Here is an 11,335-nt window from a genome sequence, read left to right as displayed (position 1 = left end):
AAAGAACTGTGTTTTCGATCCCTTGTAGGAGCGGCCTTGGCCGCGATTGGGATCGCCGGCAAGCCGGCTCCTAGAGAAAGGGCTCTCCCTTGACGACATCTTTCATCTGTGCGGGGTGGCGCAAGGGAGACCATGACCGTTAATATGAAAGAGAACCGCGAATGAACGCGAATAGACGCAAATCTTCTTCGTTGTAGAAACTGCGAAGGCTGCAATGAGGGTGCCCGGCAATGCAATGGGCGCGCAGTGACTCATAGAGAATGGCATATCGCGGCGTTCCGACAAATGCCCTTGCTCCGGCCCGCTCTTTCATCCATGCGGGGCGGCGCGACGGGAGCCATGACTGTTAGGTGAACCGCCCAGCTGTAGGGGCGAAAAATCTTTCGCCCCTACAGCCCGTCGGGCGGGACCGAACTGGTCGACCGCGCGGAACACGGCCTCTGTATCGCTGTCTGATGAGCGGGTGGGGATAAACCCCGCCCCTACCCAAGAGATCCATGGGTTTTTGTAGGGGCGGGCTTTATGCCCGCCCCTCAGGGTCGCACCATGAGCACCATGAGAAAGAATCACCCAATTTGAGTCTATGAATCGTCCTTGCCGCGTGCGGACAAGGCGGATCTTCTCACCGGCATGGCCCTGCTGTCCGGGCTGGTTTCTTCGGACCTGCCCAAGATGTTGCTTCAAAGAAGGAGGGACCTCATGATGGAATCGGCAGCCTATGAGCTGATCAAGAAGGAAGGATATGATGAAGGCCTTCAGAAGGGAATGATCGAAGTCGCCCAGGAGATGGTTCTGGAGGTCCTGGGGGAGCGTTTCGCGCTGGTTCCTCGGGACGTGGAAGAGCGGGTTCTGGCCGTGGATTCCCGACGCCAGCTCAAGGAATTGCTGCGAAAGGCTCTTCGGGTGGAGTCCATTGAGGAATTCAGGAAGATCCTCGATAACGCTTCGTCTTGAGCCTTTCCGCCCCCCCGTTCACGTACTGATCGTCCATGCCGAAAGTGTCGGCATCCTTGGCTTCATCAACCCACTCCCAGCACGGTGACTTCCACCCGCCGGGAGCGGGCGCGGTTGTCGTGGTTGATGAGAACCACCTGCTGCCAGGTGCCCAGCACCAGTCTCCCTTCCCGTACCGGCACCACCACGGACGGGCCGAGAAGGGCCGCCTGCACGTGGCTGTGACCGTTTCCGTCGTGCCAGGCCTTTTCGTGTTCGTAGTCCAGACCCGGAGGCGCCAGACGCTCGACGGCCCGCTTCAGGTCCTCCACCACGCCGGGTTCGTACTCAATGGTGGTGACGGATCCCGTGGATCCCACGGCCGTCACGTTCACGGTTCCCGCTCTCACCCCCGAAGCCTGGACCGCCTGCCGGAGCTTTTCCGTAATGTCCCGAATGTCCACGCCCTGCTTCATGGGGACGTCGAAAGATTCCGCATGAACAATCCACCGGTTCATGGGCGCTCCCTGTTCCGATCCGGCCATCGAAGGGCAAGGGGAAGAGCGCAGAGGCAGGCCCTGCGCTCTTGTCATCACGGTTCATAATAGATGGGTTCGCCCATCTCTTTGAAAGAAAAGTTGTAGAAGACATTGTGGCCGTTGTAGTCCAGCACCCGCAGGTCGTCGGTCTGCTTGAGGTCGCCCAGGATGATGCTGTACTGCAGACCGTATTTTTCCTTCACCTTCTCCACGGGCAGCTCCCTGGCAATGAACTTCTTGATCCCCTTGGTGGCCATCTTCTCCACGAACTTGGGGTCCGTGAACGAATCGTAACTGGTGAGAACCAGGATGGGCCCCGTTCCGGTAAAAATGATTCCTGCTTTCATGGTCATCCTCCTCCTTTCGGGGTTACCGTTTGACCCGCCGCGCCGAAGCGGGGGCGTCCCGGCGCCTCTTGTCGGGCTTCTTCCACATCCGCACAGAGAACAGGATGAGGATTGACAACCCTGCAGGAGATATTGGAAAACAGCGCCCGGAGCATGACCTGGAACGTGTGGAGGCGCGTGAGGCGTCTAAGGAATTAAAACCGTTCGTTTGCAAGGCCGGCAAGGCTTTTGTCGCACGGCGGATGCCTGCAGGAGGGATCCATGAAGCAGTACGTGATCGACCAGCTGAGGGAATCGGACTACGAGCAGATCCGGGATTACCTGACCCAGCACACGGAAACCGCCGCCATGGAAGGCATCTACTACGTGGACCTTCCCCGGGAACTCTATTCCAGCCTGCAGAAGGACCACGGCGACTGCCAGCCCTACTACTTCGCCATCAACCTGACCCGAAAGCAGGTGGGCTTCGAGTGGCTCATCCGAAGCCGCAACACCCTGCGCTGCGCTTGCATCGGCTACGCCACTCCGGACCAGCGCGACTACATCATCGACTACGCCGACGGCATGCTGGAAAGGCTCCGGATCAAGATCTGAGGTCCGTGATCCGGGGTCCGTAATCCGTGATCCGTGATATGTGGTTGGTGATGAGTAATGAGTGACGAGTGATGGGTGATGCTCCCCCCTTTTCCAAAGGGGGGGCGGGGGGGATTGCTCTAATCCTTAATCCTTTAATCCTCTAATCCTTTATCCTGCGGGGACCAAGCATGCGGGAGCGCTCCAGGACCTTTCACCCGGATTCCAGCCCGTACCTGGTGCCCACGGAACATCCCTGGGACGCTCTGGCCGCTCTCAATCTCCAAGGGAAGCGGGTCCTCACCGTGGCCGGAAGCGGGGATCTGCCCGTCTTCCTGGCCGGGCTCGGTCCGTCGGAGCTGGCGGCGGTGGATGTGTCCCGGAAGGCCTGCTTCTTGACTGAACTGAAGCGGGCCGCCTATGGGATGCTCAACCGGAGGGAATTCAGTCTCCTTTTCTTTCCCGGGATTCCAACCGCCGCCGGGGTGGAAAACCCGCCGGAAGAAGCGCCGGAAGGGCAGCGGGTGTGTTACAGAAGGGTGCGCCCTCTCCTGAGCGGCCCCGCCCGGTCCTTCTTTGATCCGATCTTCGGAAGCGCTCCGAAAGGATTCAACCCGCTTGTACCATTTCTCCGCCCCACCGATCGAGTGCACGTGCCGCTCCTTCCGTCCTTGGCCGGGGACGAGGCCTACGGGCGGTGGGCGGCCGGAGCCGCCCGCGGCTTCTCCATCGTGTGCGCTTCCGTGGAGGAATTCCTGGAAAAGGAGAACGCACCCTTTCACTTCCTCTACCTTTCCAATATCCTGGAATACGTCCGGGCGGATTTTTGCATGGCGGAGGAAGAAGCCGGGTATCGTCGGTTCCTTGAATCCTTCTGGACCGTTTTGGACCGGGCTCTGGAACCCGCCGGGACGGTGGGCGTCTATATCTTTCAGGGATGGGACACGGCGGCCTTCCAGGAATGCCTCGAGGCTCTGGCCATTCCCGTCCGCATGGGGTACAAGGCGAGGTTCGTTCCGGTGACCGTCCGTCCGCCCGGATTGGACAAGACCGTTTGGCGCCACACCCTGGCCCTTCTGGATAAACCGCCCTCGTGAAAGCCCGTGACCGCATTTCGCATCAACCCTCCAGGTGGGAGAAGAACGGTATGGAAGACAAAGCCAAGGCGCTCATGTTGGAAGCCTTCACAGGCGAAGCCCGGGCGCATTTCCGGTTGCTCCTTTTTGCGGAAAAGGCCGACGAGGAAGGCTACCCGCAGATCGCCCGCCTCTTTCGGGCCGTGGCGGAAGCGGAAAGGGTTCATGCCAGAAATCATGCCCTGTTGTTGGAAAGGGTGGGGACCACGGAAGAGAACCTGCGGTCGGCCTTCGAGACGGAAACCTTCGCCAACCAGGTGGCCTACCCGAAACTGCTGAAAGAAGCCTGGGCTCTGGACGACAAGGCGGCTGTCTGGTTCCTCACCTCGGCGCGCAACGCCGAGGAGCGCCACGCGCGCCTCTACAAGCACGCCCTGGAGGACATGGTGGCGGATCGCATGCCCGTCTACCAGGTCTGCCGTCATTGCGGCTGGATCGAAGCGGGGGAGGTTCCTCCGGAGACGTGCCCCAACTGCAACAAGCCCCGGGACTATTTCGTCCGGGTCGGAGACTGAGAAAGGACAATGGATAAATGGCCGACAGCCGATTTGCAGCCGGCGAGATGGTGCTCCTCACGTCGCAGAAGGGAAAGACCTGGCTGGTGCGGGCGGGGGAGGGCTCCTTTTCGTCCCACCTGGGCAACGTGGATCTGAACGACGTGGTGGGCCGCGAAGAGGGCGAATGCCTGGAAACCACCCAGGGAGCCAAGGTCTTTCTCTTCAGACCGTCGCTCACCGACTACATCTTCAAGCTCAAAAGGAAGACTCAGATCATCTATCCCAAGGATATCGGAGCCTTTCTGGTCTACGGAGACATCCGGCCCGGGGACGTGGTGCTGGAGTCCGGGATCGGATCCGGGGCGCTCACCTTGGCGCTTCTGCGCGCCGTGGGGCCGGAGGGGAAAGTCGTCTCCGTGGAAAAGCGCCCGGAATTCGCCCAGCTGGCCCGCCGTCACATCGAACGCTTCTTCGGAGGGCCGCCGCTGAACCACGAGTTGGTGGTGGGCGACATCGAATCCGTGCCGGTTCGCTGCACCGCCGACCGCGTGGTGCTGGACGTTCCGGAACCTTGGCATGCCGTGGGCCCCGTTTCCGAGCACCTGCGTACAGGAGGGCTCCTGCTCAGCTGGAGCCCCAACGTGGGCCAGGTGCAGCTGGTTTATAAGGAACTCAAGGCCCACGGCTATGCCAACGTGACCACCTTCGAATTGCTCAAGCGCAACTGGAAGATCGACGAGCGCCGCGCCCGCCCGGAAGACCGCATGGTGGCCCACACGGGCTTCATCACCGTGGCGAAGAAGATTGTCCGCACGTCGGGGGAGGCCCCGCCAACGATCCGGGATCCTGAAGCGCCGGTGCCGAAGTAGAGCATGAGCAGCCCGAACAACCTGAGCACTGGGGCTGTTCGGCCGTGAAGATGCGGATGAAGTGGCGGGCCGTATAGACAAGGCCCGCCGCCACCGCGACTCCGATCAGGATGTACTGCCACATTCCTCACACCTCCATCCGCTTCCCTTCATCTCCAACCCTTGATCCTTCAATCCTTAATCCTCTAATCCTTCCTAGAGTCCCAGCAGGCGTCCGCCCTGGTAGATGGCCGTGGCGAAAAGAAAGGCCACCACAGTGTTGAACGCCATGGAAAAGAGGCCCCACTTCCAGGAACCCGATTCCTTCACGATGCACGTCACGGTGACGAAGCACGGCGAATAGAGCATGATGAAGACCATGGCCGCGAAGGCGGTCAGGGGATTCCAGTGGGGATCCTTCTGCAGGCGCTGACTGAGGGACAGGCTTTCGTCCGCTTCCACGTCCCCCAGGGAGTAGGCGGTTCCCAGGGTGGAGATGATCACTTCCTTGGCCGCAAATCCTCCCACCAGGGCCACGTTGGTGCGCCAGTCGAACCCGCACCAGCGGCTGAAGATCTCCAGGCCTGTGCCCATGCGCCCGGCGAAGGAATGCTTCAGGGCTTCCGTGGCTTCCTGCCTGGAAAGGTCCGAAAGGGCCGCCGCGGCCTGAACCACTACCGGGTCGGACGTTTCCGGAGTTTCGCTGGCTTCCAGGGAAGTGCGAACGCCTTCGGGGAGAGCGTTCAGGATTTCCTGCCGCTTTTCTTCGAAGGCCGCCCGCTTTTCTTCCGGCAGGCCGGGGAAGGTCATGAGCGCCCAAAGCAGGATGGAGATGGCCAGGATGATGGTCCCCGCCTTGCTGATGTATTGCCAGATCCGTTCCCAGGTGTGGATCATGAGGCCCTTGAAGGTGGGGATCCGATAGGGCGGCAGTTCCAGCAGAAACGGCGTGCTGGGGCCCCGCAGGATGGTGGACCGGATGATCTTGGCCAGCACCAGGGCGAAAACCCAGGCCAGCATGGTGAGCAGAAACATCATCTGAGCCCGGTTTTCCGTGAAAAAGGCGGCGATGAGCATGGCCAGCACCGGAACCTTGGCCCCGCAATTCATGAAGGGAGCCGTGAGAAGGGTGGCCAGCCGTTCGCGGGAACTCCGCAGCGTTCGAGTGGCCATGACGCCCGGCACGGCGCAGCCTCCCGCGATGCCCCCCGAGATGATGAAGGCCATGAAGGAGTTGCCATGGAGGCCGAAGACCCGAAAGACCCGGTCCAGCATGTAGGCCGCTCGGGCCAAATAGCCCGTATCTTCCAGGAAGGCGATGGCCAGAAACATGAGAAAGATCAGGGGAACGAAACCGACCACGCCGCCCACCCCGTCGATGATGCCCGAAACCACCAGGGACCGGACGGGCCCTTCCGGAAGGACGCTTTCGGCCCACGATCCCAGGGCGGCGAAAGCCGCTTCGAACCACCCCACGGGGACCTCGCTGTAGGTGAAGGTGATCTGATAAACGCCGTAGAGAATGGCCAGCATGATGAGGGGGCCGAAGAAGCGGTTGGTGAGCACCCGGTCGATCTGGTCGGAAAGGTGCAGCCGGTCGCCCCGCCAGCGCTGCTCCACGATGCCTTCCCGGAGAAGCCCCGAGATGTATCCGTAGCGGTGGTCGGCGATGATGGCTTCGGGGTAGCTGTCCAGCGTTTTCTGGATGTGCTGGGTGACCTTGGCCGCCTGGGCCAGCAGTTCATCGGTGAGGGCCGGGTCGGCCTCACGGGCCTTGCCCAGGACCTGCTCGTCCTCTTCCAGGATCTTGAGGGCCGTCCAGCGGGCCGGGTAGAGATCCGTCAGGAGCCCTTTTTCCACGATGAGCCGTTCCATGTCCTGGAGGGCCGGGTCGATGTCCGCCCCGTAGGACAGGCGCAGGGGCTCCCACCTGCGTCCGCTTTCGGCCACGTCCACGGCGGCCCGAAGAAGCGCTTCCTTGCCTTCCCCCCGCCGCGCCACCGTGGGGACCACGGGGATTCCCAAACGCCGGGACAATTCGTCGCAGTGGATCCGAATGCCGCGGCTTTCCGCCACGTCCACCATGTTGAGAGCCATCACCACGGGCACTCCCAGTTCCAGGAGCTGTACCGTGAGGTAGAGGTTGCGTTCCAGGTTGGATGCGTCCACGATGTTGATGACCACCTCCGGCCTTTCGTGGACCAGGAAATCCCGGGCCACCAGCTCTTCCAGGGAGTAGGCCGTGAGGGAATAGGTGCCGGGAAGGTCCACCAGCCGGAGGGTGCGCCCGTCCAGGCTGCACAGGCCTTCCTTCTTTTCCACCGTGATACCGGGATAATTTCCCACGTGCTGGCGGGCCCCTGTGATGGCGTTGAAAAGGGTGGTCTTGCCGCAGTTGGGGTTGCCCGCCAGGGCGAACAGATGTTCCTTGGCCGATGCGCTCATGAGTTGTCCTCAACCTCCACGTGAATGTGATCCGCCTCGTTGTTTCTCAGGGTGAGCGTGAAATTGCGGACCCGGACCGCCACGGGGTCCTTGAGCGGCGCACGGCCCTGGACCTGAAGGGGAGTGCCCGGCACCAGGCCCATGTCCCGGATGCGCCGTCCCAACTCCCCCGTGGCCGTCACCTTCACAATGACCCCGCTTTGCTTGGGCTGCATGTGCCGCAAAAGGATATTCTTCATAAAACGAGCTCTCCTTGAATTAGGCTTTCCTAACTCGACGTGGGCAAAAAAGCGGCCCATGACCCGGTCCGCCCGTTCCAGTAAGCCGAACTCGATGATGGGCCGCTCCACTTTCCCTCCGGGATTCGGAGTCTCCGCACCGGCACCCGTTTGGATGGGATCAGGCCGACAGGCCGCTCACCAGGATCTTGTTGGAAACACCGGCCCCGAGACTCAGGGTGCTTCCGTGCACCTTGACGAGGCACGGGCAATCGCAGCCGGCACAAACCAACTCCACTTCCGCCCCCGGGTAGATCCCCAAGGCGGCCATGCGGGCGCACAACTTCCGGCCTCCCTCAATGCGACGCACCTTCAGGCGCGTTCCGGGCCGGGCGTGGGAAAGAGGAACCAGACCGTCGCAACCGCTTTCTCGGCTCATCAATCCGAAGCATCCTCTTCCATTCGTCCACCAACCCATTGTCGACCCCTTTGCTAAGGTGTGTCTATTAGGTAATCCAAACTTTATGCGGAGTCAACATGAAAACGTCGATCTGGAAACTTCGTCCGGTATGCCTGCTGCCCTGTCTCATGCCCGGAATCCTTCGCCCGCCCGGACTTCCTTTAATCATCAACGGTTCAACGGCAAGGCTTTCCGCCGGGAGCCGGAGCCGGGGCGGAGGCCTGCGGCCCGGCGGCAATCGGCCGGACGGTTCATGTGAAACGCGACCTCGTCCTGTTCGTGCGCGCCGCCTGTAGGGGCGAATCATCATTGTGCCGTTGTGTCGAGACCGGCCTTTTGGTATGCGTGCAGGATGCATGGGCGCGGAGGAAGAGAACACCGCGAATGGACGCGAAAGAGGATGCCCGACGAAAAACGCTGGAAGGCCTTCATGGAGAGTTCCGATGCGAAGATGCTCCTCAGGCGGATGGCCCAACGAGCGGCCCACCCGGATCCGGAAGTTCGGGAAAGGTCCCTCATGGTGCTTTTTGCCTCCAGGGACGTCGGGGACTGGGCGCATTGGAAACGGGTCCTGGACGCCGTGCTCAGCCTGCCGGTGCAGGCCCTGGACAGGGAGCTGATCGCTTTCCTTTTCGACCTGTTGTGTTGGCTGGATCCAGTCGGCCCGGGCCCTCGAGGGCCGAAAGATTCGGGTGAGGGGCCCGGGGACCAACGCGTGCCCGGTAAGGCCTTGCCGGCGGCGCGCGGCAAGGCCCGGGCCGTTCTGCGACGGCTGCCGATGGACCTCCAGGACCGGGCCTATCCGCTGCACTCCCTGATCGCCTGGGGACCTCCGATCCCCAGGCCGTACCGTCGCGGACCGTCCAGGCACGCCTGGCTCCGGCGCCTCCGGATCCTGGGGCCCCGCTTGCGGCAAAACAGACCAAAGACCTGGGCCGCGATGACGCTTCGGGAACTGGCCGCCGCTTGGATAAGGGGGCCCCGTACGGCCGCCAACCGCTTTTATCCGGGGCGGTGGCTGCAAGTGGGGCGCCCGATTCTTCTTCCCCCCGGCTCCCGTCCCCGGGCGTCCTGCCCCGGAAGAATCGCGCCCCAGCCCGGGTTCTTTGGGGGGAGCCGGTGCCGCACCCTGGAGCACCTCATGGAACGGACCGCCCGGGAGCTTGAAGCGGTCCGCCGTCTCGCTCTTGCGGTGAGCCGGAAAAAAAGGCGCGTGGTCCTCAGCCTCCACAACGCCACCCTGGCGGCCTGCAGCGGGTGGGCCTTCGAAAGCCTGGGGGGACAATTTCCCGATGAAACCAGTCGGCGGGAATTCTACGGGCGTGTGCGGGAACGGGCCCGGCAGGCCGCCGGGCGGTTCCAGGCGGCTGCAGCGCCTATCCAGTCCCTATGGCATCTTTGGGAGGAGCGGCTGGTGAAGCCCAAGGTGCTCTTCGCTTTGTGGGAGGCGTGGGGCCGAAGCCGGCTGATTCCTTCCAAGGCGGCCGTTCTGGACCGTTATCTGCCCCTCTTCTCCCCCCTCGTGAACGCGGAGAAATTCCGGCGGACCGCCGCCAGGCTTCCTTTTTCCTGGGCTGGGTGGCTTCCGCCCCACCAGGCGCTTTCGCCGGCGCGCCTCTACGGCTGGTGGAAGGAAAGACGGATGCTGTGGCCTCGGGGCTGGGCCCTCCTGTGGGCTCTCCTGGAGGAAGGAAACCTGTGGATCGAAGAAGGGCGGCTGGAATCTCTCGTGGTTCCCTGGATCGACAAGTTCTTCATCTCTTCCAGGCGGGATCGGGACGGGGCCTACCTGAAGGCGCTCTTTTCCCTTATCCAGGGACTGGAAGGACCGCCCGTGATCCTCTTTTGGGAGGACACGGCGCGATCGGCGGAGCCCAGCCTGGCCCTGGCGCTTCGAAGGCATTGGGGACGGGAGGAATTCCTCGGGTTCGGAGTTTTCGGCGACGGAAGGTTCGGACGCGAGGAGGCGGAAAGGATTCTGGGCGATGACGCACGACCGGGCTGCCTCTATGTCCTTCGGCCGCTCAACGACACGCATCGTCCTTTGGGGGTGGAGGGGATCTTTTCGGGGACCGGCCCGCCGAGTCTCGATCCTTACGACTCGTCGTGGAAGGACGGGATTCATGCTCTCTATGCGGGCACCCAGGTGGAGCCCCTTCTTTCCGTTCCCACCGACGCGGATCTGCTTCCCGGCTGGATCTGCAGCGAACGGTGCAAGGTTCCCCTGGGCGTCTTTTTTCGTCGGCGCCTGCGCCGGTTGGTGCTCGGACCAAGCCGTCCCAGCGCCCGTGCCGATGCTCCGCCGGACCACCTGTGGCGACTCTACGCCCGATGGGCCAACCTGCACTGATGTTCGGGGCGCAAGAATAATCCCTAAACATCCCTAAACCGCGTGATCAGGGGGCTAGGCCTTGGAAAGCCTTGCGGCAACAGCTTCCATCACCTGATCTGCGAGGAGCAGTGCGCCATCGGCGGCCGGCCGATTGTAGACCCGCGCCGGTATATCGTCCGGAAGCCCGTTGGGATACCGGGTGGGGATGTAGTAACTGTCCAGCAAGCCCCAATCGTCCATGTTCCTTTGAAAATACGGGTCGTATTCCCCCGCCCTCCCGCACAGCTGTCGTACGGAATGGCCGATCACCAGTTCTTCGCCCTGGGCGTACAGAAAGCCTTTGAGGGCTTTTTCCGCAGCTTGCTGCGCGAGAAAGCACACGAGATAGTAGGCGCCTTCTTTCCACAAGTGCCGGGCCCAACGCAGGTCCGTCTGCGCCTGCTCCAGCCACCTCAAGCCCTCAGCAAGGGCTTCCCTTCTCATAGAGCACCTTTCCCGTCCGCAAAGCATGCCTCAGGAACGGTCGGTTCCGCATCCGTTCCATTTCTTCCGGTGTGTAAGCGATCAAATCCAGGGCCACGTCCGCCCGGATGCGACGTGCCAACTCCACGTTGCGGCTGATAAAATCCAACTTTGAATCCATCACGACCATCAAATCCAAGTCCGTCAGAAGATCCCTCCTCCCGGCGGCATAGGAGCCGAATAAGACAACCATATGGACTTCGGGCATCCTCTTCAGTTGGTTGACCACACTTTCCAAGTCACGTTGGAGCGCCTGTGCGTGCTGTTCCCTTGCATGGCGTGAAATCACGTTTCTCCTCGCCCATGAAAATCCGTATTTTGTTTCCTGCCAACTATCGATAACAGTCTTACCGGGCGACAGCAAGCGCAATACTTCCCTCGTGTCATGATGGGTGTTAATGGCCAACTAAAATGACCCACCTACGGCCATCAAAAATGACCCACCTTGAGGATGCATTGGCGATGATTTGGCCGTACAACCCCAT

Annotated in this window: 14 protein-coding genes; 6 read left to right on the top strand and 8 right to left on the bottom strand. The window is 61.8% G+C overall.

Translation table 11 applies throughout. The features are described 5' to 3' along the window. The first annotated feature begins 594 nt into the window (after nucleotides 1-594). Nucleotides 595-954, top strand: coding sequence for a hypothetical protein (locus BUB04_RS18360; RefSeq protein ID WP_073042204.1), 360 nt, complete (start codon nucleotides 595-597; stop codon nucleotides 952-954). 65 nt (nucleotides 955-1,019) lie between these two features. Here BUB04_RS18360 and BUB04_RS18355 read toward each other — a convergent pair whose 3' ends face one another. Beyond that, nucleotides 1,020-1,451 carry a secondary thiamine-phosphate synthase enzyme YjbQ gene (locus tag BUB04_RS18355; RefSeq protein ID WP_084076644.1) on the bottom strand — a complete coding sequence of 144 codons (432 nt, stop codon included), beginning with the start codon at nucleotides 1,449-1,451 and terminating at the stop codon, nucleotides 1,020-1,022. A 74-nt stretch (nucleotides 1,452-1,525) separates the two neighbouring features. Then, complete coding sequence (locus BUB04_RS18350; RefSeq protein WP_073042208.1) at nucleotides 1,526-1,819, bottom strand: hypothetical protein; 294 nt, start codon at nucleotides 1,817-1,819, stop codon at nucleotides 1,526-1,528. Between the two features lie 261 nt (nucleotides 1,820-2,080). Between BUB04_RS18350 and BUB04_RS18345 the strand changes: the two genes are divergently transcribed. The 4 genes from BUB04_RS18345 to BUB04_RS18330 all read left to right on the top strand — a co-directional run bounded on the left by BUB04_RS18345 (nucleotide 2,081) and on the right by BUB04_RS18330 (nucleotide 4,894). Continuing rightward, a complete protein-coding gene (locus BUB04_RS18345; RefSeq protein ID WP_073042203.1) occupies nucleotides 2,081-2,413 on the top strand; it encodes a hypothetical protein in 333 nt (110 codons plus the stop codon). Between the two features lie 170 nt (nucleotides 2,414-2,583). Continuing rightward, nucleotides 2,584-3,489: a DUF3419 family protein gene (locus BUB04_RS18340; RefSeq protein ID WP_073042200.1), complete on the top strand. Its 906-nt coding sequence runs from the start codon at nucleotides 2,584-2,586 to the stop codon at nucleotides 3,487-3,489. A gap of 50 nt (nucleotides 3,490-3,539) precedes the next feature. Then, on the top strand, nucleotides 3,540-4,043 hold the full coding sequence (locus tag BUB04_RS18335) for a rubrerythrin family protein (protein WP_073042198.1): 504 nt from the start codon (nucleotides 3,540-3,542) through the stop codon (nucleotides 4,041-4,043). Nucleotides 4,044-4,060: 17 nt separating this feature from the next. Beyond that, nucleotides 4,061-4,894 carry a tRNA (adenine-N1)-methyltransferase gene (locus tag BUB04_RS18330; protein ID WP_073042196.1) on the top strand — a complete coding sequence of 278 codons (834 nt, stop codon included), beginning with the start codon at nucleotides 4,061-4,063 and terminating at the stop codon, nucleotides 4,892-4,894. Here BUB04_RS18330 and BUB04_RS20470 read toward each other — a convergent pair. The 4 genes from BUB04_RS20470 to BUB04_RS18310 form a co-directional block, all read right to left on the bottom strand. After that, entirely contained in the window at nucleotides 4,812-5,018 is a 207-nt protein-coding gene (locus BUB04_RS20470; RefSeq protein WP_073042194.1) for a FeoB-associated Cys-rich membrane protein, read from the bottom strand. The genes BUB04_RS18330 and BUB04_RS20470 overlap by 83 nt on opposite strands. Nucleotides 5,019-5,089: 71 nt before the next feature. Next, nucleotides 5,090-7,318, bottom strand: a complete 2,229-nt coding sequence (feoB, locus tag BUB04_RS18320) for a ferrous iron transport protein B (RefSeq protein ID WP_073042192.1) — start codon at nucleotides 7,316-7,318, stop codon at nucleotides 5,090-5,092. After that, complete coding sequence (locus tag BUB04_RS18315; protein ID WP_073042190.1) at nucleotides 7,315-7,557, bottom strand: FeoA family protein; 243 nt, start codon at nucleotides 7,555-7,557, stop codon at nucleotides 7,315-7,317. Before BUB04_RS18315 ends, feoB begins: the two co-directional genes overlap by 4 nt. Nucleotides 7,558-7,717: 160 nt before the next feature. Beyond that, a complete protein-coding gene (locus tag BUB04_RS18310; RefSeq protein WP_178372047.1) occupies nucleotides 7,718-7,975 on the bottom strand; it encodes a FeoA family protein in 258 nt (85 codons plus the stop codon). A gap of 451 nt (nucleotides 7,976-8,426) precedes the next feature. On the opposite strand from BUB04_RS18310, the gene BUB04_RS18305 reads away from it, so the two are divergent. After that, entirely contained in the window at nucleotides 8,427-10,346 is a 1,920-nt protein-coding gene (locus BUB04_RS18305) for a hypothetical protein (RefSeq protein ID WP_143156567.1), read from the top strand. A gap of 54 nt (nucleotides 10,347-10,400) precedes the next feature. On the opposite strand, the gene BUB04_RS18300 is transcribed toward BUB04_RS18305, so the two are convergent. Together BUB04_RS18300 and BUB04_RS19690 are read right to left on the bottom strand one after the other, a co-directional pair. Beyond that, on the bottom strand, nucleotides 10,401-10,811 hold the full coding sequence (locus BUB04_RS18300) for a HEPN domain-containing protein (protein ID WP_073042186.1): 411 nt from the start codon (nucleotides 10,809-10,811) through the stop codon (nucleotides 10,401-10,403). Next, complete coding sequence (locus tag BUB04_RS19690) at nucleotides 10,789-11,256, bottom strand: nucleotidyltransferase domain-containing protein (RefSeq protein ID WP_218588530.1); 468 nt, start codon at nucleotides 11,254-11,256, stop codon at nucleotides 10,789-10,791. The genes BUB04_RS18300 and BUB04_RS19690 overlap by 23 nt, the downstream gene beginning before the upstream one ends. Nucleotides 11,257-11,335 lie beyond the last annotated feature (79 nt).

Source organism: Desulfacinum infernum DSM 9756 (genome assembly GCF_900129305.1).
Classification (GTDB): Bacteria; Desulfobacterota; Syntrophobacteria; order Syntrophobacterales; family DSM-9756; genus Desulfacinum; species Desulfacinum infernum.
This window is presented reverse-complemented; position numbering and strand designations above follow the sequence as displayed.

Coding starts and splice junctions, on each gene's coding strand:
- BUB04_RS18355 (WP_084076644.1), bottom strand. CDS start 1,451: ATGAACCGGTGGATTGTTCATGCGGAATCTTTCGACGTCCCCATGAAG.
- BUB04_RS18350 (WP_073042208.1), bottom strand. CDS start 1,819: ATGAAAGCAGGAATCATTTTTACCGGAACGGGGCCCATCCTGGTTCTC.
- BUB04_RS18345 (WP_073042203.1), top strand. CDS start 2,081: ATGAAGCAGTACGTGATCGACCAGCTGAGGGAATCGGACTACGAGCAG.
- BUB04_RS18340 (WP_073042200.1), top strand. CDS start 2,584: ATGCGGGAGCGCTCCAGGACCTTTCACCCGGATTCCAGCCCGTACCTG.
- BUB04_RS18335 (WP_073042198.1), top strand. CDS start 3,540: ATGGAAGACAAAGCCAAGGCGCTCATGTTGGAAGCCTTCACAGGCGAA.
- BUB04_RS18330 (WP_073042196.1), top strand. CDS start 4,061: ATGGCCGACAGCCGATTTGCAGCCGGCGAGATGGTGCTCCTCACGTCG.
- BUB04_RS20470 (WP_073042194.1), bottom strand. CDS start 5,018: ATGTGGCAGTACATCCTGATCGGAGTCGCGGTGGCGGCGGGCCTTGTC.
- feoB (WP_073042192.1), bottom strand. CDS start 7,318: ATGAGCGCATCGGCCAAGGAACATCTGTTCGCCCTGGCGGGCAACCCC.
- BUB04_RS18315 (WP_073042190.1), bottom strand. CDS start 7,557: ATGAAGAATATCCTTTTGCGGCACATGCAGCCCAAGCAAAGCGGGGTC.
- BUB04_RS18310 (WP_178372047.1), bottom strand. CDS start 7,975: ATGAGCCGAGAAAGCGGTTGCGACGGTCTGGTTCCTCTTTCCCACGCC.
- BUB04_RS18305 (WP_143156567.1), top strand. CDS start 8,427: ATGGAGAGTTCCGATGCGAAGATGCTCCTCAGGCGGATGGCCCAACGA.
- BUB04_RS18300 (WP_073042186.1), bottom strand. CDS start 10,811: ATGAGAAGGGAAGCCCTTGCTGAGGGCTTGAGGTGGCTGGAGCAGGCG.